The 25,046-nt window shown below is 59.7% G+C and carries 21 protein-coding genes and 1 pseudogene; 15 read left to right on the top strand and 7 right to left on the bottom strand.

Going from position 1 to position 25,046, the window contains the following annotated elements; all coding sequences use genetic code 11:
* From AD670_RS29335 to AD670_RS29325, 3 genes are all read left to right on the top strand, one after another.
* A partial coding sequence (locus AD670_RS29335) for an ATP-dependent endonuclease (RefSeq protein WP_082341070.1) occupies positions 1 to 1,788 on the top strand: 1,788 nt, incomplete at its 5' end.
* A 435-nt stretch (positions 1,789 to 2,223) separates the two neighbouring features.
* A complete protein-coding gene (locus AD670_RS29330) occupies positions 2,224 to 2,508 on the top strand; it encodes a DUF3077 domain-containing protein (RefSeq protein WP_053140378.1) in 285 nt (94 codons plus the stop codon).
* A gap of 366 nt (positions 2,509 to 2,874) precedes the next feature.
* Complete coding sequence (locus AD670_RS29325) at positions 2,875 to 5,004, top strand: M48 family metallopeptidase (RefSeq protein ID WP_053140370.1); 2,130 nt, start codon at positions 2,875 to 2,877, stop codon at positions 5,002 to 5,004.
* 73 nt (positions 5,005 to 5,077) lie between these two features.
* Here AD670_RS29325 and AD670_RS29320 read toward each other — a convergent pair whose 3' ends face one another.
* The gene (locus AD670_RS29320) at positions 5,078 to 6,370 is read right to left on the bottom strand and encodes an OprD family porin (protein ID WP_053140367.1); all 1,293 of its coding nucleotides are present in this window, start codon (positions 6,368 to 6,370) and stop codon (positions 5,078 to 5,080) included.
* Between the two features lie 409 nt (positions 6,371 to 6,779).
* On the opposite strand from AD670_RS29320, the gene AD670_RS29315 reads away from it, so the two are divergent.
* Positions 6,780 to 8,867 carry a TonB-dependent siderophore receptor gene (locus tag AD670_RS29315; protein WP_053140364.1) on the top strand — a complete coding sequence of 696 codons (2,088 nt, stop codon included), beginning with the start codon at positions 6,780 to 6,782 and terminating at the stop codon, positions 8,865 to 8,867.
* 77 nt (positions 8,868 to 8,944) lie between these two features.
* On the opposite strand, the gene AD670_RS29310 is transcribed toward AD670_RS29315, so the two are convergent.
* The 3 genes and pseudogenes from AD670_RS29310 to AD670_RS32120 form a co-directional block, all read right to left on the bottom strand.
* Entirely contained in the window at positions 8,945 to 9,160 is a 216-nt protein-coding gene (locus AD670_RS29310; protein WP_053140360.1) for a hypothetical protein, read from the bottom strand.
* Between the two features lie 234 nt (positions 9,161 to 9,394).
* Entirely contained in the window at positions 9,395 to 10,501 is a 1,107-nt protein-coding gene (gene aguA / locus AD670_RS29305) for an agmatine deiminase (protein WP_053140357.1), read from the bottom strand.
* A gap of 183 nt (positions 10,502 to 10,684) precedes the next feature.
* Positions 10,685 to 10,865 (bottom strand): annotated as a pseudogene (locus AD670_RS32120) (hypothetical protein); the annotation flags it as partial.
* Between the two features lie 35 nt (positions 10,866 to 10,900).
* Here AD670_RS32120 and rfbB point away from each other — a divergent pair.
* From rfbB to AD670_RS29270, 7 genes are read left to right on the top strand one after another with little or no spacing between them, the layout of a single operon-like run.
* A complete protein-coding gene (gene rfbB / locus AD670_RS29300) occupies positions 10,901 to 11,983 on the top strand; it encodes a dTDP-glucose 4,6-dehydratase (protein WP_053140354.1) in 1,083 nt (360 codons plus the stop codon).
* Positions 11,980 to 12,855, top strand: a complete 876-nt coding sequence (rfbA, locus tag AD670_RS29295; protein ID WP_053140351.1) for a glucose-1-phosphate thymidylyltransferase RfbA — start codon at positions 11,980 to 11,982, stop codon at positions 12,853 to 12,855. The genes rfbB and rfbA overlap by 4 nt, the downstream gene beginning before the upstream one ends.
* The gene (rfbC, locus tag AD670_RS29290; RefSeq protein WP_053140347.1) at positions 12,852 to 13,397 is read left to right on the top strand and encodes a dTDP-4-dehydrorhamnose 3,5-epimerase; all 546 of its coding nucleotides are present in this window, start codon (positions 12,852 to 12,854) and stop codon (positions 13,395 to 13,397) included. Before rfbA ends, rfbC begins: the two co-directional genes overlap by 4 nt.
* The gene (gene rfbD, locus AD670_RS29285) at positions 13,394 to 14,275 is read left to right on the top strand and encodes a dTDP-4-dehydrorhamnose reductase (RefSeq protein ID WP_053140343.1); all 882 of its coding nucleotides are present in this window, start codon (positions 13,394 to 13,396) and stop codon (positions 14,273 to 14,275) included. Before rfbC ends, rfbD begins: the two co-directional genes overlap by 4 nt.
* Positions 14,276 to 14,311: 36 nt before the next feature.
* Positions 14,312 to 16,120 carry an ATP-binding protein gene (locus AD670_RS29280; protein WP_053140339.1) on the top strand — a complete coding sequence of 603 codons (1,809 nt, stop codon included), beginning with the start codon at positions 14,312 to 14,314 and terminating at the stop codon, positions 16,118 to 16,120.
* Positions 16,117 to 17,493: a sigma-54 dependent transcriptional regulator gene (locus AD670_RS29275; protein ID WP_053140336.1), complete on the top strand. Its 1,377-nt coding sequence runs from the start codon at positions 16,117 to 16,119 to the stop codon at positions 17,491 to 17,493. The genes AD670_RS29280 and AD670_RS29275 overlap by 4 nt, the downstream gene beginning before the upstream one ends.
* Positions 17,494 to 17,519: 26 nt before the next feature.
* Positions 17,520 to 17,975 carry a YiiD C-terminal domain-containing protein gene (locus AD670_RS29270; protein ID WP_053140333.1) on the top strand — a complete coding sequence of 152 codons (456 nt, stop codon included), beginning with the start codon at positions 17,520 to 17,522 and terminating at the stop codon, positions 17,973 to 17,975.
* Between the two features lie 64 nt (positions 17,976 to 18,039).
* Here AD670_RS29270 and cysQ read toward each other — a convergent pair whose 3' ends face one another.
* Together cysQ and nudE are read right to left on the bottom strand one after the other, a co-directional pair.
* Positions 18,040 to 18,876 carry a 3'(2'),5'-bisphosphate nucleotidase CysQ gene (gene cysQ, locus AD670_RS29265; RefSeq protein WP_053140332.1) on the bottom strand — a complete coding sequence of 279 codons (837 nt, stop codon included), beginning with the start codon at positions 18,874 to 18,876 and terminating at the stop codon, positions 18,040 to 18,042.
* Positions 18,873 to 19,439, bottom strand: a complete 567-nt coding sequence (gene nudE / locus AD670_RS29260; protein ID WP_053140327.1) for an ADP compounds hydrolase NudE — start codon at positions 19,437 to 19,439, stop codon at positions 18,873 to 18,875. The genes cysQ and nudE overlap by 4 nt, the downstream gene beginning before the upstream one ends.
* A gap of 87 nt (positions 19,440 to 19,526) precedes the next feature.
* Here nudE and yrfG point away from each other — a divergent pair, with 87 nt between their 5' ends.
* Positions 19,527 to 20,189 carry a GMP/IMP nucleotidase gene (gene yrfG, locus AD670_RS29255; protein WP_053140324.1) on the top strand — a complete coding sequence of 221 codons (663 nt, stop codon included), beginning with the start codon at positions 19,527 to 19,529 and terminating at the stop codon, positions 20,187 to 20,189.
* A gap of 109 nt (positions 20,190 to 20,298) precedes the next feature.
* On the opposite strand, the gene lysM is transcribed toward yrfG, so the two are convergent.
* Positions 20,299 to 20,739 carry a peptidoglycan-binding protein LysM gene (gene lysM, locus AD670_RS29250; protein ID WP_053140321.1) on the bottom strand — a complete coding sequence of 147 codons (441 nt, stop codon included), beginning with the start codon at positions 20,737 to 20,739 and terminating at the stop codon, positions 20,299 to 20,301.
* A 132-nt stretch (positions 20,740 to 20,871) separates the two neighbouring features.
* Here lysM and AD670_RS29245 point away from each other — a divergent pair, with 132 nt between their 5' ends.
* The 3 genes from AD670_RS29245 (at position 20,872) to AD670_RS29235 (ending at position 25,041) form a co-directional block, all read left to right on the top strand.
* A complete protein-coding gene (locus AD670_RS29245; protein ID WP_048725293.1) occupies positions 20,872 to 21,759 on the top strand; it encodes a LysR family transcriptional regulator in 888 nt (295 codons plus the stop codon).
* A gap of 97 nt (positions 21,760 to 21,856) precedes the next feature.
* A complete protein-coding gene (gene fdhD, locus AD670_RS29240; protein WP_053140319.1) occupies positions 21,857 to 22,696 on the top strand; it encodes a formate dehydrogenase accessory sulfurtransferase FdhD in 840 nt (279 codons plus the stop codon).
* Positions 22,693 to 25,041 carry an FdhF/YdeP family oxidoreductase gene (locus tag AD670_RS29235; protein ID WP_053140316.1) on the top strand — a complete coding sequence of 783 codons (2,349 nt, stop codon included), beginning with the start codon at positions 22,693 to 22,695 and terminating at the stop codon, positions 25,039 to 25,041. The genes fdhD and AD670_RS29235 overlap by 4 nt, the downstream gene beginning before the upstream one ends.
* The last annotated feature ends 5 nt before the right edge of the window (positions 25,042 to 25,046 follow it).

Below are 25,046 nucleotides of genomic sequence, written 5' to 3'. Positions count from 1 at the left end.
AAAAATTTCCGAGGCATTAGTGAAGCAAATATAGATATCGAGGACTTCACAACATTTATAGGCCCAAACAATATAGGAAAATCAACAATACTCCATGCATTACACATCCTCCTTGACAATAAAAAGCCTACAATTGATGACTGGCCTAAGAAAACACAGTCTGATGAAGTCCTCGAAATAATTTGTGAATTTAGAGACTTAGAGGAGTGGGAAAAGAGAAAGCCAGCGATATCCGGCCTACTGCATGAGAACACTCTAAAAGTACGTATGAGCGCAACATGGCCAGAAGGCGGAACAATCGACTCTCAATATAGCGTATATTGCAGCCTTGCCAAATTCCCGTGGAGCGGAATCTCTGAGGCAAAAAAACATGAACAAGCTAAGGAATGCTTGGCGGCCTTAGAGATAACAAACGCGGACCAATACAAAGCACGACTTATTGAATTAGAAGCGATGTTTTCAGATCGTTTCCCACAACTAGTAGAGAATGATACTGGATGGCATAAAAAGGGCTTCCCAAACTCACTCCAACAAGCAGTGCCTCACGTAATGTACGTACCTGCATGCTTCAAAATTGAAGACGAATTGAAGTCTACCAACAATACGCCATTCAGCTTTTTATTTACAAACAAATTATTCCCACTAGTCAAAGACAATCCTTCTTATAAAGAATACATCGCGCGAGCAGCCTCATTACAAAACAAACTAAAAGGGCAGGCAGAAGACGGCTCAATTATCGAAGGTCTAAAAGAGGCATTAGAACAAGTTTCAACGACACTTAACCAAGTTTTGGATTTCGACTCGAAAGTTCGTTTAGCCGTGGGCGATATAGATATAGAACCACTTTTCATGAAAGCGGCAACGTTCATTATTGATGATGAGTTTGAATCTAGTCTGCAGTACCAGGGTAGCGGCGTCCAGCGAGCCCTAGCTTTTGCGATGCTGGAGAGTAATGCCGGCCATCATATCGCTGTTGAGGGCGGCGAGCGGACTGTCGTTGTACTTTATGAAGAACCAGAACTTTATATACACCCTCATCTGATGAGAAGATTAAAAAACGCTCTGGTATCTAGAACAAACTCTCCCAAATGGCAGGTGATATGCTCAACGCACTCCCCCTTCTTAATATCCCTTGCCGACAAACCCGAATCCCTTAAATTATTAAAACGCGACCACGAAAACAAACGAATCATCCATCAGCTAGAAAGCAACATTTTCGAAGCGAATGAAAAATATGATGAAAGATCAATGCTCCGGGCAACACTAGACTTTCACCCAACTGTTTGTGAAAGTCTTTTCGCAAAACGTGTAGTCCTTGTAGAAGGAGATACAGAGGTAGCTGTTTTATCCAGAGCCGAAGAGCTCTTAACAAAGTTCAACCTTGACCAACAACTCGTCAAAGACACCACCGTAATCTCTGCAGGGGGGAAATGGACAATTCCTGCCATCGCTAAAATACTTAATGTTTTAGGCATTGATTATAGAATCATCCATGACATGGACAGAAAGGATCTCTCAAACGCTGATCTGGAAGAAGTGGCTGCAATTCACCCTTTTAGAGCAAACGCAAAAATTGTCAGCATTGCAGGTGCTGAAAGAGTCTATGTTGTGGAAGACACTTTTGAACATGTACTCTGGGATCAATCTTTGAAAGAAATATCTAGCTCTAAAGACAAGCCATATAAAAGCTGGCACAGAATCAAAGGATTTCTCAGCGGGGAAATAGAGCTATCTGAAAATTGCCAGACCACACTTCGGACCATACTCGAATTCGCTTATACGAAATAAAGCACAACCTATAAAATAACCCCATCACAATTAAATGCTCCTTCACTGAAGGAGCATGACTACCGATTTAAAGATAGATATAACAAATATGTTCACGCGGAGATTTAAGCCTCCTCAGAGGGGGAAGAATAAAACCATGAAGGTTCTATTTTCCCGATTGCTCCTTCCGCCCCAGCACGCTAACCTCCCCCCGTCGCTGCCAATTCAGCGATCGGGCCTGAGAACCCGGCAAGATGCAGGCGCACCAAGCGCCCCCAACACCCGATTTTGAAGGCGTTTTTTTTCGCCTGAAAATTCGTGCAATGGCGGCTGTGCGTGGGAGACCTTCGGGTCTGCCGGGTTCCTGTATCTCCGGTTTCTCAGCCTGCGCACAGCTGCCACCCATTCGCCTGAGAACGAACGTGGTAGCTCTCACTCGATATGGGAGTTTTACCGATGACCGCTCCAAACCCCTCTGCGTTAACCACCCTCGGCGTCACCCCGTTCTCCTTTCACTCCGACCAACCTCTGTTCCGCGTCAACAGCGGTGTTTCCCTGCATGAAGCCTTGCATCACGTTTCCGACTTGCTCCACGTTGCCAAGCTGCTCGCTGAAGATGCAGCGATGACCAAGGAGACGGACCGTTATGCCTGGGCGTCGCATTACTTGCAGGAGATGAGTAAGGCGGTGATTGATGATGTGGTGAAGGTGTTGGAGTCGCCTGGGAATACCGGGCAATAAGAAGGGCTGTGCTGGCTGGGCAGGCGCCATCGCGGCATGGGTATCTACACAACTTTTCAGACCCTGACAAATCTCCCCGTGGCGAGCTGGCTTGTCCCGCGTTGGGCTGCGTAGCAGCCCCAGTAAAGAAGAGCGGGGTGTGTCAGAAACTCTGTAGAGGCTGGTTTTGGGGCTGCTACGCAGCCCAACGCGGGACAAGCCCGCTCGCCACAACAGCCCTATCTGCCGGGCGTTCAGCGTTGAGCCCAAGTTGTGTAGATACCTATGGCCATCGCGGGCAACCCCGGCTCCCATAGAAGAGCGCCTCGGCCTGGGGCGCTTTTTTCGGTATAAACCTGAAGATCCCTGCGTTGTGAACGGACGCCCATGAACGCTCTGAAACTGATCTGCCTCCTGGTTATTTTCCCGCTGCTGCTGGCCACTCTCGGCGGCTGGGAGCGTCAGCGTGGTGAGGACGCAACCACAGCGTTGATCGATTACCACCTCAACCTTGATAAAGCCAAGCACCCGTTGCAAGCGCTGGCAGCCAGACAGCCCGCGAGTAGTGTCGACCTGCCTGATGGCGTCATCAGCGTTGCGGAGGCCCTCTCGCGTCTGGAAAAAATCGAAGCCGAACTACCCTCCGCCCACCGCGTGAACCGTGCGATGCGCGCCATCGCGCCGTGGGTGATGGGCTTGGGTCTATTGGCGGCGTTGATTGGTGTGGCGGCGTTGGCGGGTACGTACTGGGCGGGGCGGCGGGCACGGCAGTCACGGGAGAGGTTATTGCAGGTGTTCTCCCTGGGCAGCCGCCTGTTGCCCTACGTGCTGGTGGGCCATGTGGTGGCGGTGGCGGCGGCCGTCGCGTTGGCGTTGAGTTTCGAAGGCTTGGCGATGTGGCATATCGGCCGGCTGGGCAGTGGCGAGGTCAAGCTGATGGCGGTGCTGGGGGTGATCGCGGCGTTTTGTCTGTATTCGATCTGGCAGTTGCTCAAACAGCTGCGCCCTATGCTGGGGATGTTCAAGCCTGAGCCGCTGGAGATGTTCGGCCAGGTGGTGACGCCCGCGCAGGCTCCAGGGTTGTGGCGCCATGTGGACGAGTTGGCGGGTCGGCTCGGCGCGCTGCCACCGGACCACATCGTGGTGAGCCTGGCCCAGGGCTTTTACGTGACGTCCAGCGCGGCCACTGTGCAACCGGCGAACACTTCGCTGCACGGGCGCACCTTGCATGTGCCGCTGCTGTATCTGGGCCTGCTGAGCCGCGAGGAAATCAGCGCGGTGATCGGCCATGAGCTGGCGCACTTTGTGGGGCAGGACACGGAATACAGCCTGCGCTTTTTGCCGATCTACGACGGGGTCAATCGCAGCCTGGAAGCGCTGTTGAACACGATGCTGGCCAGCGATTTTATCCAGGGACGGCTGATGCGGCCGTCGTTCATGTTCGGTGTGTTTTTCATGCAGCGCTTTGATGACGCGGTGAACCACTGGAGCCGTGAGCGCGAATTGCTGGCGGACGCTGCCGGCGCGCAATTGGCCGGTCCTGCTGCGGCGGCTTCGGCGTTGTTGCGTGTGTCGGTGTTGCAGCCGCACGTTGAGGATGCCTTGTTGGCGTTGTGTGAAACAGGGTCGACGACAGACCTGCCCGACGCGGTGTTCGCGCGCTTGCGTGAGTGTGAATTGCAACCATCACCCGAAGCCTTGGAGATTCACCAACCGCATCCGACCGACTCCCACCCCTCCAATGGCGAACGCCTGCAAGCGCTGAACGTTCCACTGAACGATACCCTGCGAGGCGCCACACGCGTGGTGGATCGCGACGTGGCGAATGCGCAGATGGATGCCTATTTCAGCGCACCCCAGGCACTGCGCGAGCAGCTGTCTCTGGATGTGATGGACGTGGCCGTGTCGGAGAACACCGCGCACACCCATCTGCTGGAAACCTTGGCCGCTTCGGCCGAGGGTGAGCGTAGGTTGCATGAGGGCGGCCAGTGGCGCGGGGTACTGATGGCCGTGTCGGGCCTGCCCTTTGTGCTGGCTGCGGTGTTTATCCTGAGTCGAGTCTGGCTCGCCCCGGAGCGTTTGAAAGGCACACCCCTGTCGGCAGTCGGCGCGGGTGCGTGTCTCGGCATTATCGGGCTGGGCCTGCTGTGGCTGGGTGTCCGTCGATTCAAGCGTGCGCCGCAGACCGCGTTGCGCCTGACGCCGGAGCATTTTGTGTTCAATAACCTGGCACAACCGCTGCCCATCGAACATATCGAAGAGATCACGATGCAATGTGTCCAGGGCATCTGGGTCATCGTTCAACTGACCCCCGAGGCGCCGTTACCCGTAACGCGCAAGACGGCGTTCGGCGTACCCGGCGTGCGGATCAACAAGAAGAAACGCCAGGTGTTGCTGCTGATGGCACAGCTCTGTATCGACAATAAAAAGATCGAACCCTATGAGGGGTTGTCCTTGATGCTCGACTACAAGAATGCAGCGTTGGCGCGCAAGATTTTGCAGAGCCGCCAGGACTGATGCGCGCCCATAAAAAAACCCCGAACCAGTCGGGGTTTTTTATCGCCTGGAATCAGGCGCGACGTGCGATCAGTTAGAAAACGTTGATCGGGTAGTCGGCGAACAGACGGATTTCGTTACCGCCTACGTTGTACTTGTCGGCATTGCTGGAAACGCGCAACCACGAGGCACGCGCACGCAGGCTCAGGTCTTTGGCCGGGCCGCTCTGCACGACGTATTTGAACTGGTTGAAGATTTCACGTTCGGTGCCATTGCCACGGCCACTGCCGTCGTCAATGTTGGTGCCGCGCACGTAGGCCACGTTGTAGGTCAGGCCAGGCACGCCGAAGGTGCTGAAGTCCAGACCGTAGCCGGCTTGCCAGGAGCGCTCGTCCTTGCCGTTGAAGTCGGACCAGTAGGAGTTGGCCAGCAGGATGGTGTTGCCGCCGTCGCCGATGCCGGTGTCCGCAGTATTGTCACGGTAGCCGCCATACAGGTAACCGGTATCGCCGGTACTGCGCTGATGGGCCAAGGTGAAGCTGTGCGCACCAACAGCCCATGTAGCGCCCAGGCTCCAGATTTTGTTGTCGCGTGCGTCGCCATTACCGCGTTGCTCGGCGAAGCTCCTGTCCAGCTTGGTTTTGTAGCCATTGAAGTCAAAGGTCAGCGACTGTTTCTCTGGCAGGGCCAGTACGTAGTTGACGTTGACGTATTGCTTCTTCAGCACGTCTTCCATGTCGGAAGCGTACAGCGCAGCCGACAGGTTTTCGGTGAACTTGTAGCTGCCGCCCAGGTAGCTGATGTTCTTCAGGTTACCGCTGTCGGTGCCTTCAGCACCTTTTTGGGCTTCCTTGGTGAAGCGACCTGCATCCAGTTGCAGACCTTCGATCTCTTTGGAAACGATCGAGGTACCGGTGTAGGTTTCCGACAACAGACGAGAGTTGTCGTACTGCAATACAGGAACGGCAGGCATTTGCTCGCCGTACTTGAGCACGGTGTTCGATACGCGGAACTTCACCGCCGCGCCGCCTTTGGCCAAGTCGTCAGCTGCTGCGCCGCTGTCACCTTGCTTGAAGAAGTTAATGCCACCAGCGCCGCTGCGACCTTTACCACCGTCCAGACGAATCGCATATTGGCCAATCACATCCACACCCACACCAACGGTGCCTTGGGTGAAGCCGGACTCGAACTTGCCGATGAAGCCTTGGCCCCACTCGGCTTTGTCTTGCTTGCCGTTCTTGTAGTCACGGCTGATGTAGGCGTTACGTGCTGCGATGTTCAGGTGGCTGTCTTCAACAAAACCCTTGGATTGCTCCTGGTCGTTGGCCATTGCTGTCGATGCGCTCAAGATCCCCAGCGCGATCAGACTCATCCGTTGCTTCAACATTTTTTTGTATTCCTTATTACGGGTTGAGTACGCGTTCTGACCCCAGGCTCCATGTCGCTTTCTGGTGTCGACTTTTTCCGAAAAAAGAAAGCCCGCGGACGACTGAACATGCCGCGGGCCTTTTCTTATTGGATGAGTCATGGCTGTTAGCCACAGGCGTTGGGCGCAATCCTAGTCGCGCGTTGAACTATGTGTCAATTTCGTGAATCGTCTGTATTTAGGCGAAATAATTCTAAGCAACGGCCTATGGCCTTTCTGAAAACGACTAATTTCGATCTCCAGCGACCAAAAAAACACATCTCGTAACATATTTCAAAGTCGATACGTTTGGTAATAGATAACGCGCGCAAATGCAAAGCATTACCATTAGCGCGCTTTTTCCTGCCAAACACTTTGGATACATTCACCCATGCCAGCCCTTCGCCTGACGCCCATGACCCTTGGGCTTTCTGTTCTGCTGTCTGCAGGTTTTGCCTGTGCGGCCACCACCTTGCCCGAAACCTCGATCAGCGCCGAAGCTGACGAAGACGACCCGCGCGTCAAGGAAACCAGCACTGCCACCCGCACCGCCACACCTGTGCGTTATGTGCCCCAGGCCATCGACTCAGTGAAGACCGAAAGCCTGCGCGCCTACGGCACCAACGACCTGGGCCGGGCCTTGAGCGGCATCCCCAACGTCAGCAGCGGTGCCGACACGCGCTTCGACAGTTTGCGCATCCGTGGCTTCGACGCGAGCAACGACTTCTACCTTGATGGCATTCGCGACGACAGCCAGTACGTACGCGACCTGCACAACATCGAACGCATCGAAGTGCTCAAAGGGCCGGCAGCCGTGCTTTACGGGCGAGGCGGCCAGGGAGGGATCGTCAACCGCGTGAGCAAACTGCCAACGGCCGGGCATAAGTCGAGCATCGAGGCCCAGGGCGGCAGCAACGATTTGCGCAGTGTGTATGCCGACCTGAGCACCGACCCCAGCGATAACATCAGCCTGCGCCTGAACATGGGCAACCAGGACAACAACAGCTTCCGCGACGGCGTCAGTGGCAACCGCCAACTGTTCGCACCGTCCATGAGCTGGCAGCTCACACCAGATCTGAACTGGCTGGTGCAATACGAATACAGCCGCTACAACCGCACGCCGGATCGCGGCATCCCCGGCGTCAACGGCCGCCCCGCCGACGTCAGTCGCAGCACCACCTACGGCGACAGCCGCGATTACATCGACGACAAGTCCCAGTCCCTGCGCTCCAAGCTGGCCTACGAACTCAACGACAACTGGCAACTGCGCCAGACCCTGGGCGTGTTCAAGCTCGACAGCGATTTCGACAACACCTACCAGACCGCCTACGTTGCCTCGACCAATCGGGTGACGCGCCAACGCTGGCAGCAAGACCTGACTACCCTCAACGTCTTCAACAACGTCGAGCTGGAAGGAGGCTTCAGCACCTTCGGCCTGGAACACCGCCTGCTCACCGGCGTGGAGCTGGGCAGCCAGCGCCGCGATCCAAAGCTGTACACCGCCACTGCTGTGAACCGCGGTGGCCAGGCCGTGCCAACCCTGGACCTCAACCAGCCCAACCGTAATCTGAGCCACACCGGGCGCATGAGCGTATCGAGTAACAACCACACCGAAGTCGAAAGCCGCGCCCTGTATGTGCAAGACCAACTGCGCCTGAACGACCAGTGGCAAGTGCTGGCCGGCTTGCGTTACGACCGCTTCGAAGTGGACACCAAAAACAAACTGCTCAATACCCGGCAAGACGTCAAAAGCCACAGCACCAGCCCGCGCTTTGGCCTGGTGTGGACGCCCCTGGAACACCACTCGTTCTATGCCTCGTGGAGCAAGACCTTCTCCCCGGCGGGTGGCGGCCTGATCGGTATCACCCCGAACGCCGCCGGCAGCGTCAACGACCTGAGCCCCGAGCTGACCAAGCAAAAAGAGATCGGCGTGAAAAGCGACTGGCTCGACGACCGCCTGAGCACCACCCTGGCGGTGTACGAACTGGAACTCTACAACCGCCGCACCAGCGACCCGCTGGACCGCACCATTACCCTGCTCAGCGGCCTGCAGCGCTCGCGCGGCGTGGAGCTGACGGCCACCGGCAAGATCGTCGACAACTGGTACGTACGCGGCGGCATCGGCCTGCAGGACGCCAAGGTCGAGAAGGACAACAATGGCTTTGAAGGCAAGCGCGTCAGCGACGTGGCCAAGCGCAACGGCAGCCTGTTCCTCACCTGGAAACCGGAGATGGGCTGGTACGCGGAAACCGGTTTGACGCTGGTAGGCGACCGTTATGCCGACAGCCTCAACACCGTGGTGCTGCCGGGTTATGGCCGTTGGGACGCATTGCTCGGGTTCCGGCAGAAAGAATGGGATGTGCGCGCGGCGCTGAACAACATCGCCGACAAGACCTACTACGAATCGGCGACCAGCGTGGCGCAGATTCAGCCGGGCGAGCCGCGTAACCTGGTGGTGACAGGCACCTACAGCTTCTAACCCGATACAAAAACACCAATCCCGTAACAGCTGTCGAGCGCAAGCGAGGCAACTGCTACGGGGTCAACGATATTTTTTCAGTTGCTCATCAACTCGCACAACGCGTGCACTTCATCCTCACTGAACAATCCCACCGGGTAGCGTTCACTCATCACACTGCGCAAATCCGGCTGCTGCCTGACCTGTCGCGAGCCGTTTTCCTTCAACCACAGCCCCAGCGCATGGATCGCGTCACTGTCAACCCGCGAAGGGTGGAAGGGGCGCGTGTACATCGGGTTGATATTGGCATTCATTTCAGCGCTCTCTCCTGCTGCGTGAGCGGCTAACTTACTCAAGGTTTGTGACAGAACTGTGCAGTCATCACCCTGGGCCACTGTGGCAACACCGATACAAGAGCTATGCCAATGTCGCGTGTTTGTAGGCGTGCAGACACAAAAAAGCCCACGACCGTGCTGGGCCGTGGGCTTGCTGTGAATGCTCAGACTGAGTAGAGCCCGTTCGCAGGAAAGGCGCTGTTACAACTGCACTCAGTTTTTGTGCGGCGCCGGCTGTTGTTGGGTCAGGCAATGGATATTACCGCCACCCAGTAACAGTTCACGGCCGGGTACCATCACCACTTCGTGCTGCGGGAACAGGTTCTGCAGGATGGCCTTGGCTTCACTGTCCAGCGGGTCGTCGAAGCTTGGCGCGATAATGCCGCCGTTGACGATCAGGAAGTTGACGTAGGAACCCGCCAACCGCACGGTCGGATTACGTTCCTGTGTACCGTCCACCGGGTCGACCCCTGCGCACTCTTCCTCAGTGGCATACAACGGCCCCGGGATCGGCATTTTATGCACTGTGAACGCGCGCCCCTGAGCGTCGGTGCTGCTTTGCAGGACGTCCATGGCGGCGTGGCAACGCGGGTAGTTCGGGTCTTGCGGGTCGTCGGTCCAGGCCAGCAACACTTCGCCCGGACGCACGTAGCAGCAGAAGTTATCCACATGGCCGTCGGTTTCGTCGTTGAACAGGCCGTCCGGCAGCCAAATGATCTTATCCACAGCCAGGTTGGCGCTGAGCACCGCTTCGATCTCGGCACGGTCAAGGTGCGGATTACGGTTGCGGTTGAGCAGGCATTCCTCGGTGGTGATCAGGGTGCCTTCGCCGTCGACGTGGATCGAGCCGCCTTCCAACACAAAACCTTCTGTGCGGTAACGCGGTGCGCGTTCGATTTCGAGGATCTTGCCGCCCACCTGCGAGTCACGGTTCCACGGCGAGTACAGGCCACCGTCAAAGCCGCCCCAAGCGTTGAAATCCCAGTTCACGCCGCGCACTTCGCCACGGTCGTTGATCACGAAAGTCGGGCCGGTATCGCGCACCCAGGCGTCATCGCTGGACATTTCCACCACACGAATATTCGGCACATCCAAACGGGCGCGGGCGTTTTCGTACTGGCCGGCAGAAACCGCCACAGTTACCGGTTCAAAACGAGCGATGGCCTTGGCCACGGCCACGTGAGCCGCCTGCGCCGGCTTGCCGCCCAGGCGCCAGTTGTCCGGGCGCTCGGGCCAGACCATCCAGATTTGCGTCTGTGGCGCCCATTCGGCGGGCATGTGGAAGCCATCGGCGCGGGGGGTGCTGTGCAGGGTGGTCATGGCGATCAGGACTCCGAATGGGGGTAAAGGCCGACTTTATAACGGATAAAAATCGGCTTTAAAAGCGAACAAACAGCATAAAAGAAAATTATTACAGCCAATAACCGATAACAATCGATTATTTACAACTGCTCATCCAGCACCTTCGACAGCACGTCGACAAAGAAGTCCACGCGGGCAATCGACGGCAGCGTTCTGGGCCTGCAACTCTAGCGCAGCGTAATCGCCGTGGCAGATTGTTCAGAACAAACTGGCCGCGAGTGCTGTCGACTTTGTAATTGAGGTTTTGCTGGCTGCCCAATGACTGCGACGTGCCCGCAAAGCCGTAATGCTGTCCAGCGCCACAACACAGGCTATGCTGCACTCGCTAAACGCCAGTCTAAGGAAAGGGCCCCCGACATGCGCATTCTCATTACCGGTGGCGCCGGTTTTATCGGTTCTGCCTTGATACGTCATCTCATTCAGCACACCGAGCACGAAGTGCTCAACCTGGACAAACTCACCTACGCCGGCAACCTGGAATCGCTGACCAGCATCGCGTCCAACAGCCGCTATGAATTCGTCCAGGCCGACATCATCGACCAGCCCACCGTCAGCGCCGTGCTCGCGCGCTTTGAGCCACAGGCGATCATGCACCTGGCCGCAGAGTCCCATGTCGACCGTTCGATTGACGGTCCGTCGGATTTTATCCAGACCAATATCGTCGGCACCTACAGCCTGCTGGAGGCCGCCCGTGGCTATTGGCAAACACTCGCCGAGCCAGACAAACGTGGGTTTCGCTTCCACCATATTTCTACCGACGAAGTGTACGGCGACCTCCACGGCGTGGACGACTTGTTCACCGAAACCACGCCCTACGCGCCCAGCTCGCCGTACTCGGCCAGCAAAGCCGCGTCCGACCATCTGGTCCGCGCCTGGCAACGCACGTACGGCCTGCCCGTGCTGCTGACCAACTGCTCCAACAACTACGGCCCCTTCCACTTCCCCGAGAAGTTGATCCCGCTGGTCATCCTCAACGCCCTCGCGGGCAAGCCATTGCCGGTCTATGGTGATGGTTTGCAAGTGCGCGACTGGTTGTTTGTCGAAGACCATGCGCGGGCACTGCTCACCGTCGTGACACAAGGCGTGGTCGGCGAGACCTACAACATCGGCGGCCACAATGAGCAGAAGAATATCGACGTGGTGCGCAGCATCTGCACGCTGCTGGAGGAACTGGCACCGCAGCATCCCCACGGCGTGGAGAAGTACACCGACCTGATCACGTTCGTTAAAGACCGGCCAGGCCACGACCAACGCTACGCGATCGATGCCAGCAAGATCGAACGCGAGCTGCACTGGGTACCCGAAGAAACCTTTGCAACCGGGCTGCGCAAAACCGTGCAGTGGTACCTCGATAACCTGGAATGGTGCCGCAGGGTCCAGGACGGCAGTTATCAGGGTGAACGATTGGGCAATACCGACATGAGGGATCTGATTGCATGATGAAAGGAATCGTATTGGCCGGTGGCTCCGGCACGCGCCTGCACCCCATCACCCTGGGTGTGTCCAAGCAACTTCTACCGGTGTATGACAAGCCGATGATCTATTACCCGATCTCGGTGCTGATGCTGGCCGGCATCAGAGAGATCCTGGTGATATCCACCCCCGCGGACTTGCCCCAATACCGCAACCTGCTGGGCGATGGCAGCCAGTTTGGCGTCAGCTTCAGCTACGCCGAACAACCGCAGCCGGACGGCTTGGCACAGGCTTTTCTGATTGGCGAACAGTTCATCGGCAACAACCCTGTGTGCCTGATCCTGGGCGACAACATTTTCCACGGCCAGCGTTTCAGCGAGCAGTTGCATGCAGCGGTCAAGCGCGGCAAAGGCGCCACGGTATTTGGCTATTGGGTCAAGGATCCGCAGCGCTTCGGCGTGATCGACTTCGACAGCGAAGGCCGCGCCCTGTCCATCGAAGAAAAACCGACCACGCCCAAATCAAGCTATGCCGTCACCGGCCTGTATTTCTACGACAACGACGTGATCAGCATCGCCAAGTCCGTCAAACCTTCAGCCCGTGGCGAACTGGAAATCACCGACGTCAACAACGCCTATTTGAAGCGCGGTGACTTGCAGGTGGAGCGCTTTGGTCGAGGGTTCGCCTGGCTGGACACCGGCACCCACGACAGCTTGCTGGAAGCCTCACAGTACGTGCAGACCATCGAACACCGTCAGGGCCTCAAAGTGGCGTGCCTCGAAGAAATCGCCTACGGCAACGGCTGGATCGACCGCGACCATCTGCTCGAACGTGCCAAATACTTCGGCAAAACCGGCTATGGCCAATACCTCTACAGCCTGGCTGGAGAAGACCGGTGAACGTCGTTGACACCTCGCTTCCCGGCGTAATGATCATCGAGCCCAAGGTGTTCGGTGACGAGCGCGGCTTTTTCTACGAAAGCTTCAATGCTCGCGCGTTTGCAGAGGCCACCGGGCTCAAGCGCGAGTTTGTCCAGGACAACCATTCGCGCTCACTAAAAGGCGTGCTGCGGGGCCTGCATTACCAACTGCAGCACACCCAGGGCAAACTGGTGCGGGTGACCGCCGGTGAAGTGTTGGACGTGGCTGTGGATATTCGCCGCAGTTCGCCGAACTTCGGCCGATGGGTGGGCGTGCGTCTGTCGGCGCAGAATCATCGGCAGTTGTGGATACCGGAAGGCTTTGCCCATGGTTTTGTGGTGTTGAGCGATTCCGCCGAGTTCCTGTACAAGACCACCGACTACTATCAGCCAAGCGCGGAACGCAGCATCCTGTGGAACGACCCGACGCTGGCCATCGACTGGGAACTGAGCGAACCGCCGCAACTGTCCGCCAAGGACCAGGCTGGAAAACTGCTGATGGACGCCGATCTGTTCCCATGACGAGCCCTTTAAAGATCCTGATCACCGGCCAACATGGCCAAGTCTCCCAGGCCCTGCAACAGCAGCTTCAGGGCCTGGGCGAACTGATTGTGCTCGGCCGCGAGCAACTCGACCTGGCCAACGCCGAGCACATCCGCCAGCAGGTGCGTGCGCACCGTCCCGACCTGATCATCAACGCCGCCGCCCACACGGCTGTCGATCAAGCCGAAAGCGAACCGGCCCTCGCCTTCGCCATCAACGCCATCGCCCCCGGTATTCTTGCCGAGGAAGCCAAGGCCCTGGGCATCCCGTTGATCCACTACTCCACCGACTACGTGTTCGACGGCAGCAAGCCTGCGCCCTACACCGAAGCCGACGCGCCAAATCCGCTGGGTGTATACGGTCAGAGCAAGCTGGCCGGGGAGCAGGCGATTGCCGCAGTGGGAGGCCAGTACCTGATCCTGCGCACCAGTTGGGTCTACTCCAACCACGGCAAGAACTTCCTGCTGACCATGCAGCGTCTGCTGCAAGAGAAACCCCACCTGCGCATCGTCGCCGACCAGATCGGCGCGCCGACATGGGCCGGGACCATTGCCGGCAGTACGCGGGCCCTGATCGAGCGTTGGCAGGCTGGCAAGGCCGGGGAATGGGGCATCTATCACCTGAGCGCCGAGGGTGAAACCTCGTGGTTCGGCTTTGCCCAAGCGATTGGCGAGCATCTGCGCGCCAGCGGCCGCGCCTGTGCCGAACTGGAGGCGATCCCTTCCAGCGCCTATCCGACGCCCGCCCGGCGCCCGCTGAACTCACGCCTCGACTGCAGCCACCTGCGCCAGCAATGGCACGTCAGTCAGCCGCTGTGGCAAGACGCATTGCGCGAGTGTCTTGCCGGGCAGCACTAGGCATAATGCGCCTGTACCCATAGGCGCAAGACTCCCATGACTCCACCCCTTCCGCGAAGACCCCGCTGGCGCAGCCTCGCCCTGTTGGCCTTGTGCCTGGCACCGCTGCTGTGGCCGCTGGAGCACTTGGCCGAGCGCTACTATCGCAGCGAACTGGCCGGACAAAACCGCCAGACCCTCGACCTGTACGTCGCCAACCTGCTGGGCACCCTGCATCGCTATGAAGTGCTGCCGCAGATCCTCGGCGACTTGCCGGCCTTGCGCACGGCACTGGGCGCACCGCAGGTCAGCACCAACCTGGTCAACGCCAACATGCTGCTAAAGGACGTCGCCGCCCAGGCCGGGGTGGAAGTGATGTATTTGATGGACACCACCGGCAAGACCCTCGCCGCGTCCAATTGGGACAAGCAGGACAGTTTCGTCGGCCGCAACTTCTCGTTCCGGCCCTATTTCAGCGAAGCCATGGCCGGGCGCCTGGGGCGGTTTTTCGGGCTGGGCACCACCTCGGCCAAGCGTGGCTATTTCTTCGCCGCCGCCGTGCGCGATGGCGACAAAATAATCGGCGTCCTGGTGGTCAAGGTCGACCTGGACCACACCGAAAGCCTGTGGGGCAACACGCCCGAGCAACTGCTGGTCACCGATCACAACGGCGTGGTGATCCTCACGTCGCGCCCGCAATGGCGCTTCCGTGCCACCCGGCCGCTGACCGCCGAAGAACGCCAGGCCATCATTGCCATCCAGCCCTACCCCACACGTGACCCGCAGCCGCTGACCCTGAGCAACAGCGCGTGGCTACGCCAATCCACCGCCATCGCCGAGACCGGCTGGAATGTGGAAATCCTGGCACCGCAATCCTTGATCAGCCGCCCGGTGCGCACGGTGGTCGCGGTGGGCGGCGCTACGTTGCTGGTGTTGATGCTGCTGTTGGGGCTGTTGATGCAGCGCCGTCGCCACTATCTGGAGCGTATCGCTTTCGAAGCCAAGGCGCGCCGCGAGCTGGAGATGCGCGTGGTCGAACGGACCAGCGATCTGGAAGGCCTCAACCGTCGCCTCAAACAGGAGGTGCTGGAGCGCGAACACGCCCAGCAGGAACTGGTGCGCGCCCAGGATGACTTGGTGCAGGCCGGCAAGCTGTCAGCGCTGGGCACCATGTCGGCAAGTATCAGCCACGAACTCAACCAACCCCTGGCGGCGATCCGCAGCTATGCGGAAAACGCCGAGATCCTGCTCGACCACGAGCGCACCAGCGATGCCCGGGGCAATCTCAAGCTGATCAGCGAACTGACCGGGCGCATGGCCTCGATCATCGCCCACCTGCGCGCCTTTGCCCGGCGCGATCGCCATGCCCCGGAGAGCGTGGCCCTGCAACCGGCGCTGGACGATGCGCTGGCCTTGCTGGCCAAGCGGCGGCGGTCGATGGAAGTCGAGCTGATCCGCGATTTGCCGGAAGCGACGCTGTGGGTGCAGGCCGGCGAAACCCGCTTGCGCCAGGTGCTGGGCAACCTGCTGGCCAACGCCCTCGACGCCCTTACCGAAAAAGGCCCGCCGCGCAAACTGTGGCTCAGTGCCGAAACCACCGCCCAGGGCGTCAACCTGTACATTCGCGACAATGGCCCGGGCTTTTGCATGGAAGCGTTGGGCCGCGCCAGCGAACCGTTCTACACCACCAAGACGCGCACCCAAGGCTTGGGCCTGGGCCTGGCGATCTGTGAAACCCTGATGCGTGCCTTTGGCGGCGAACTGCTGTTTGCCAACCACAAGGAAGGCGGCGCGCTGTTAACCCTGAAATTGCGCGCCGGCTCACCGGGCGTCAGTCTGCAACCGTCCGAGGACCGCAGTGTATGAGTATCGATAACCAGATTCAGGTGGTGTTGATCGACGATGATCCACACTTGCGTCAGGCCCTGTGCCAGACCCTGGACCTGGCCGGGCTGAAAGTCCTGACCCTGGGCGAAGCCACCGGCCTCACCGCGCGCCTGTCGCGGGATTGGCCGGGCGTGGTGGTCAGCGACATCCGCATGCCCGGCATGGACGGCCTGGAGCTGCTGGCCGAGCTGCACGGCCAGGATCCGGACCTGCCGGTGCTGCTGATCACCGGCCATGGCGATGTACCGTTGGCGGTGCAGGCCATGCGCGCGGGTGCGTATGACTTCCTCGAAAAACCCTTCGCCAGCGATGCCCTGCTCGACAGCGTGCGCCGTGCCCTGGCCCTGCGCCGCCTGGTGTTGGACAACCGCAGCCTGCGCCTGGCCCTGAGTGACCGCCAGCAGTTGAGCACGCGCCTTGTTGGGCACTCCCCGCAAATGCTGCGCCTGCGCGAGCAGATCGGTGCCCTGGCTGCGACCCGCGCCGACGTGCTGATCCTTGGTGAAACCGGCGCCGGCAAGGAAGTGGTGGCCCGTGCGCTGCACGACCTGTCGAGCCGGCGCAGCGGGCCGTTCGTCGCGATCAACGCCGGTGCCCTCGCCGAGTCGGTAGTCGAAAGCGAGCTGTTCGGCCATGAGCCCGGCGCCTTTACCGGGGCGCAGAAGCGGCGCATCGGCAAATTCGAATTCGCCAATGGCGGCACGTTGTTCCTGGATGAAATCGAGAGCATGAGCCTGGATGTGCAGGTCAAGCTGCTGCGCCTGTTGCAGGAGCGCGTGGTCGAGCGCCTCGGCGGCAATCAGTTGATCCCGCTGGATATCCGCATCATCGCCGCCACCAAGGAAGACCTGCGCCAGTCTGCCGACCAGGGCCGTTTCCGCGCCGACTTGTACTACCGCCTCAACGTCGCGCCGCTGCGCATTCCGCCGCTGCGCGAACGCGGTGAGGATGCGTTGATGCTGTTCCAGCATTTTGCCGATGAAGCCAGCAGCCGCCACGGCCTGCCGTTGCACGAGTTGCAACCGGGCCAACGCGCGCTGCTGTTACGTCACAATTGGCCGGGCAATGTGCGCGAATTGCAGAACGCCGCCGAGCGCTTTGCGTTGGGCCTGGAGTTGGCGCTGGACAACACACCGGACAGTCCGGCCAGCGGCGTGCTGACTTCTACGCCGGGCGGCTTGAGCGAGCAGGTCGAGCAGTTCGAGAAAAGCCTGATCGCCGCCGAACTGACCCGCCCCCACAGCTCCATGCGCAGCCTTGCCGAAGCACTCGGCGTACCACGCAAGACCCTGCACGACAAACTGCGCAAGCACGGCCTGAACTTCGCCAACCAAAGTGCTGACGACGAATGACCCTGCCCACCCACCCAGAGGTCCCCATGAGCCGCGATAGCCGTTACCTGGAATCCATCCTCCACCAAGACATCCCCCTGACCCGCGAAATGGGCCTCAAGGTAGTCGACTGGCAACACGGGCAAGTGCGGCTGCACCTGCCCCTGCAAGCCAATATCAACCACAAAAGCACCATGTTCGGCGGCAGCCTCTACTGCGGCGCGGTGCTGGCCGGTTGGGGCTGGATGCACCTGCAACTGCGCGAGGAAGGGATTGAAGACGGGCATATCGTGATTCAGGAAGGGCAGATCAGTTATCCGCTGCCGGTGACGCAAGACGCGACCGCCATTTGCGCGGCGCCGGAGGAGAAGGTGTGGAAGCGCTTTTTAGCGACGTACAAGCGCTATGGCCGGGCGCGGTTGACGTTGGACACGTGGATCGTGAATGAGGGCAGTGAAGAGCGGGCCGTTACGTTTACCGGCCAATACGTCCTGCACCGCTAGAAGCCAATACACAAAAAAATGTGGGAGGGGCACCGCCCCTCCCACATTTAGATCGGCTGAGGTATTAAGAGCGGGCCAAGGTCAACAAGCGCTCACGCCACGCCGCCTTCGCCGGCAACGCCAGGAAAAACGGATTCAACAGCGATGCCCGCGCCGGATAGCTGAACGGCTCGCCACTCAGCTCCAGCACCTCGCCCCCTGCCCCTTCCAGCACGCCCTGCGCCGCCGCCGTATCCCACTGCGAAGTCGGCGCCAGGCGCGGGTAGCAATCGGCGCTGCCTTCAGCCAACAGGCAGAACTTCAACGAACTGCCGATATTCGCCAGCTTCAACTCCCCCAACCCTTCGCTCAAACCGTCCAGCAAACGCTCTTGCTCGGGGCTGGTATGCCGACGGCTGGCGACCACGGTAAACGCCTCACCCACTGCCGGCGCCTCACGCACCTGGATCTGCCTGGGCGCTTCTTTCACATCCGAACGCCACGCCCCCAACCCCGCGCCACCGAAGTAGCAACGGCCACTGGTGGGCATGGACACCACGCCAAACACCACGCGGCCCTGTTCGATCAGGGCGATATTGACGGTGAATTCTTCGCTGCCGGCGATAAATTCCTTGGTGCCATCGAGCGGATCTACTAACCACCAACGCGTCCAGCCGGCGCGCACGCTCTGGTCGATATCAGCATCTTCCTCAGACAGCACCGGAATGCTCGGGTCCAGTGCGGTAAGGCCTGCGAGAATCAGGTGGTGAGCGGCCAGGTCGGCGGCCGTTACCGGCGAGTCGTCGACCTTGGAGGTCACCGCTACATCGGCGCGCCAGTAAGGGAGGATAACTTCACCCGCCTGGCGAGCCAGCTCGATCACAGGGGCGATAAACGGGTGGCCTAAAAACAGTTCGCTCATGCGGTAAACGCTCCACGTTGAATCAACAAATCTCGTACCAGATACAGCGCGGCCAGGGCGCGGCCTTCGCTGAATTGCTCGTTTTGCGCAAGCTGCGACAGCTCGCGCAGGTTGACCCGCTCCACGCGCATCGGCTCGGGCTCATCGCCTTCCAGGCGCTCTTCGTAGAGTTCGGTGGCGAGCACCACCTGAATTTTCTGGCTCATGTAGCCAGGGGACAACGACAGCTCGGTAATGTGTTCCAACTGCCGTGCGCCGTAGCCAGCCTCTTCCTTGAGTTCACGGTCGGCCGCCGCCAGCACGTCTTCGCCGGGTTCGATCAGGCCCTTGGGCAAGGACAGCTCATATTCATCGGTGCCGCCGCAGTACTCTTCCACCAGCAACGCATGATCTTCGTCGATCATCGCCACGATCATCACCGCGCCGTAACCGGCACCACGGCCCACCAGGCGCTCGTAGGTCCGTTCAACGCCATTGGAAAAGCGCAATTGCACTTCCTCCACGCGGAACAAACGGCTACTGGCGACTATTTCGCGGGCGAGGACGGTGGGTTTCTGGCGCATGAGCGGCTCCTTGGCGTGATCGGGTTACTATACCGTGGCTTTTCCGATTGTCTGTGTCGGATATCTTTACTTACATGAGACCGCACCATGCCCTCTTTGCCCTGGCACGCCATCGACACTGTCCTGCTGGACATGGACGGCACCCTGCTCGACCTGCATTACGACAACCACTTCTGGATGGAGCACCTGCCCCAGCGTTACGCCGAGCTGCACGGGGTGAGCCGAGCCATGGCCGAGATGGAGTTGCAGCCTCTGTTCGAGCGTAACGCCGGACAGTTGCAATGGTATTGCCTGGATTTCTGGAGCGCCGAGCTGAACATTCCAGTGCGCGAGCTCAAATTGGAGACGGCCCACCTGATTGCGCTGCGCCCGGATGCCGATACCTTCCTGGCGGCGATCAAACAGGCCGGCAAGCGCGTGATCCTGATCACCAACGCTCATCGTGATTCGCTGTCATTGAAGTTGGAACGGATTGAACTGGCGCCGTATTTCGAGCGATTGATCAGCTCCCACGACTACGGTTTCGCCAAGGAAAACCCACAGTTCTGGGATGCCTTGCAAGCCGACATCCAATTCGACCCGGCCCGTAGCCTGTTTATCGACGATACCCTGCCGATCCTGCGCAGTGCCCAGGCGTTTGGCGTGGGGCACTTGCTGGCGGTGAAAGAACCGGACAGCAAAAAAGGGCCGAAGGACACGGCTGAATTTGCAGCAGTCGGTGACTACCGCGATCTCATTGCCGGGCTCTGATCAAATGTGGGAGGGGGCTTGCTCCCGATAGCGGTGCATCAGCCACCTTGATGTCGACTGACACTCCGGTATCGGGAGCAAGCCCCCTCCCACATTTTTACTTTGTGTATTACTCAGGAATACGCAGCGTCTGCCCTGGGTAAATCTTGTCTGGATGGGACAACAGCGGCTTGTTGGCCTCGAAGATCTTGTTGTACAGATTGGCGTTGCCATACACCGTCAGGGAAATTGCGCTGAGGGTGTCGCCCTTTTTCACCACGACGAAGCGGGCGGCGGCAACCGCCGGGCCGGATACGGTGATCTGGTCATCCACACTGGCCACACCGGCAATATTGCCCAGGGCCAGCAGAATCTTCTCTTTCTCTTCCTGGGTCGCGACTTCACCGGTTACGGTCACTTTGTCGCCATCCACCGTGGTCTGCACATTCGGATTACCCAGACCCACCTTCGCCACGTGTTCCTTCAACTGCTCACTGGCGTTTGCATTACCCGGCGTCAACAGATCGATCAACTTCTCGCCGGCTTCCTTTACAAAGCTCAAAAGACTCATGGTGCGCTCTCCTTGATGTTTGATTTCCAGATGCCCAAGACTAGACCAACCCTAAACGCTTGGGTTCCAGCCCGACCAAAGACCCAAACGCGCTAGAATCCCCCCGCCATTGGAATAAGCCCTGGAGCGAAGATGGACATCAAGCAGCTGAAATTCCTCATCGCCCTCGACGAGACCCGTCACTTCGGCCAGGCCGCGGCGCGTTGCCACATCACCCAGCCAACCCTGTCGATGCGTCTGCGCAGCCTTGAAGAAGAGCTGGACTTGCCGCTGGTCAATCGCGGCCAGCGTTTCGAAGGTTTTACCGCCCCTGGCGAACGAGTACTGGCCTGGGCACGCACGGTGCTGGCGGCCTATGACGGCTTGCAGGCCGAAGCCGCCGCCTGTCGTGGCAACCTCGTCGGGACACTGCGCCTGGGTGTGGTGCCGCTGTCGAGTTTTGATCCGCTGGCGTTGATGCAACAACTGCACAAGGAACATCCGAGCCTGCGCTTTGAGCTGTCGGCCCTCAGTTCCGAGCAGATTCTCGAACAGTTGGCGAGCAATCGCCTGGACCTGGGCGTGTCCTACCTCGACCGCCTGGACAACGAGCGCTTCGACTCCCTGGCCCTCGGCGAAACCCGCATGGGCCTGCTCTACGACCAACGCTATTTCAGCTTTGGCGACAAACCGCTGAGCTGGGAGGCATTGATCGAACTGCCACTGGGCATGCTCACCAGTGGCATGCACTTCCGTCAGTCCATCGACCACAACTTCCACAGCCGGGGCCTGCACCCGCAGCCACTGTTACAAACCGACGCCGTTCATCAGTTGTTACAAGCTGTGCATGGCGGACTGTGCTGCGCCGTCATGCCGCTGGACGGTGGCCTGGACGCCCTCACCGAACACTTACGCCTGCAACCTATTGAAGACGCCCACACGCTCGCGCGCCTGGGCCTGATCATGCGGCGCAGCGCGCCGCGCTCGGCGCTGGCGGAGGCGTGTTTCGCGCTGTTTCAGAAATCGCAAACAGAGTCTTGATCGACGTCATCTATCGGTAGATCAGTACTGGCAATTAGACGCGACGCTTTGTCGCGCCTAGTCTAAACACTGATCAATCCGCCGGTGGTATTGCCCCATGAACGCCAAGCGCCCAGTCTGCGCGGCGCCCGCTCCGGAAACGTCCGCGCCCGTTGCCAGCCAGAGCTACCAGTTTTGCAACCTTGAACGCACTGAAGTCGCCAGCACAGCCTTGGCGGAAGAAGTGGCGTTGGCGATTGCCTATAACGACATCAGCCAGGCGGTGATGCTGGTCACGCCGACCGACCTTGAAGACTTCATTGTCGGATTCAGCATCGGCAGCGGCATTATCAGCGACGTTAGCGACATTTATGATCTAAAACTCAGCGGTTCGGGTTCGGCCCAATACGCTCAGGTACAGATCTCCAGCCGTGCGTTCTGGAACCTCAAGCAGCAGCGCCGCCAATTGGCGGGCACCAGCGGCTGCGGCCTGTGCGGAGTGGAAGCAGTAGAACAGGCCCTGCCGGACCTTCAAGTGCTGCCCGGCGCGCCCTTGCCGCCTGCCGAATGGCTTGACGGCCTGCGCCAGCGCATCAGTGCGTTCCAGCCCCTGGGCCAGTACAGCGGCGCGGTGCATGCGGCCGTGTTCATGAATAACCAGGGCGAATTGCTCATGGGCCGTGAAGACATCGGCCGGCACAACGCCCTCGACAAGTTGATCGGCGCGCTGATCCGCCAACAGATCCCGACCGAAGGTGGCCTGGCGATTGTCACCAGCCGTTGCAGTCTCGAATTGATCCAGAAAGTCCTGCGCGCGGGCATCCAGACCCTGGTCAGCCTGTCGTCGCCCACCGGCCTGGCCCTGCAATGGGCCCGCCGGCATAACCTCAATCTCATCCACCTGCCGCAGAAAAGTGCGCCGCGGGTCTACAGCCCTGCGATGGAGAACCAGCCGTGAGCAATCATCATCAAGCCGACCAAACCCCAACCCCGCGCTACAAGCCCTACAAGGGCCCGGCTGGCGGCTGGGGTGCGCTGATCAGCGTGGCACAGGCGTGGTTGACCAGCGACAACGCGCTGAAAAACCTGCGCATGATGCTCAAGACCAACCAGAACGGCGGCTTCGACTGTCCGGGCTGCGCCTGGGGCGACTCGCCGGAAAGCGGCATGGTCAAGTTCTGCGAGAACGGCGCCAAGGCGGTCAACTGGGAAGCCACCAAGCGCCGTGTCGATGCGGCATTCTTCGCCAAGCACAGCGTCACCGCGTTGCTGGAGCAAAGCGATTATTGGCTGGAATACCAGGGTCGCCTGACCGAGCCAATGCGCTACGACGCTGAAACCGACCGCTACACCCCCATCAGTTGGGAAGCGGCCTTCGACCTGGTCGGCAAGCACCTCAACGCCCTGCCCAGCCCGGACATGGCTGAGTTCTACACGTCGGGCCGCGCCAGCAACGAAGCGGCGTACCTGTACCAGCTGTTCGTGCGCGCCTACGGCACCAACAACTTCCCGGATTGCTCGAACATGTGCCACGAGGCCAGCGGCGTGGCCCTGGCGCAGAGCGTGGGCGTCGGCAAAGGCACCGTGACCTTTGATGACTTCGAACATGCCGATGCGATTTTCGTGTGGGGCCAGAACCCCGGCACCAACCACCCACGCATGCTCGAACCGCTGCGTGAAGCGGTGAAGCGCGGCGCCCAGGTGGCGTGTATCAACCCACTCAAAGAGCGTGGCCTGGAACGCTTCCAGCATCCGCAGCACCCGTTGGAAATGCTCACCAACGGCGACAAGCCGACCAACACCGCGTACTTCCGCCCAGCGTTGGGTGGCGACATGGCCATCCTGCGCGGCATGGCCAAGTTCCTGCTGCTGTGGGAGCGCCAGGCTCAGGCCGAAGGCAAGGAAGCCGTGTTCGACCACGATTTCCTCAATGAACACACCGCCAACGTGCTCGATTACCTGGGCCAGATCGACGATACCTCGTGGGATGAAATCGTCGCCCAGTCCGGCCTGCCGCTGATCGAGATCGAACAAGCGGCGCGCATGTACGCCAAGGGCAAGAACGTGATCATGTGCTGGGCGATGGGTATCACCCAGCACCGCCACTCGGTGCCGACTATCCAGGAAATCGCCAACCTGATGCTGCTGCGCGGCAACATCGGCCGCCCCGGCGCCGGCCTGTGCCCGGTGCGTGGCCACAGCAACGTGCAGGGCGACCGCACCATGGGCATCAACGAACGCCCACCGGTGGCATTCCTCGACGCCCTGGAGCGGCGTTTCCAGTTCCAGGTGCCGCGTACCAACGGGCACAACGTGGTGGAAGCGATCCACGCCATGCTCGAAGGCCGCTCCAAGGTGTTTATCGGCCTGGGTGGCAACTTCGCCCAAGCCACCCCGGACAGCCCGCGCACCTTCGAAGCGCTGCGCAATTGCGACCTGACCGTGCAGATCAGCACCAAGCTCAACCGCAGCCACCTGATGCACGGTAAAGACGCGCTGATCCTGCCGTGCCTGGGCCGCACCGACATCGACATCCAGGCCGAAGGCCCGCAAGCGGTGACGGTGGAAGACTCGTTCAGCATGGTCCACGACTCCAACGGCCAACTGCAGCCGCTGTCGAAGTTGATGAAGTCGGAGCCGGCCATCCTCGCCGGCATCGCCGCCGCGACCCTGGGCAGCAAACCGGTGGACTGGAACTGGTTGGTGGCCGACTACAGCCGCATTCGCGACCTGATCGCCGACACCATTCCAGGCTTCAAGGATTTCAACGAACGCCTTAAACACCCTGGTGGTTTCTACCTGGGCAACTCCGCCGGTGCACGCCGCTGGAACACGCCTTCGGGCCGTGCCAACTTCCGCCCGAACATCCTGCCCAAGGACCTGATCCACGAGCGTACCCACGCCACCGGCCGTATACCCGATCTGATCATGCAATCGATGCGCTCCCACGATCAGTACAACACCACCATTTATGGCTTGGACGACCGCTATCGCGGGGTCAAAGGCCAGCGTGACGTGCTGTTCGTCAACGAAGCCGACATCATCCGCCTGGGCTTCAAGCCGGGGCAGAAAGCCGACATCGTGTCGTTGTGGGAAGACGGTCGTGAGCGTCGGGTGAAGGGCTTCACCTTGTTGGCGTTTGATATTCCGGCGGGGCAGGCTGCGGCTTACTACCCAGAAGTGAACCCGCTGGTACCGCTGGAAAGCACCGGCGATGGCAGCCATACACCGACGTCGAAGTTCGTGGCGATCCGCTTGGAAGCTGCAAGTGACAATGGGCTGATCATGGCGCGTTCAGCCTGACAAGA

The organism is Pseudomonas sp. MIACH (assembly GCF_001269925.1).
In the GTDB taxonomy this organism is placed as follows: domain Bacteria; phylum Pseudomonadota; class Gammaproteobacteria; order Pseudomonadales; family Pseudomonadaceae; genus Aquipseudomonas.
The sequence above is the reverse complement of the archived record's forward strand: the minus strand, read 5'-3'. Positions and strand labels throughout refer to the sequence as shown.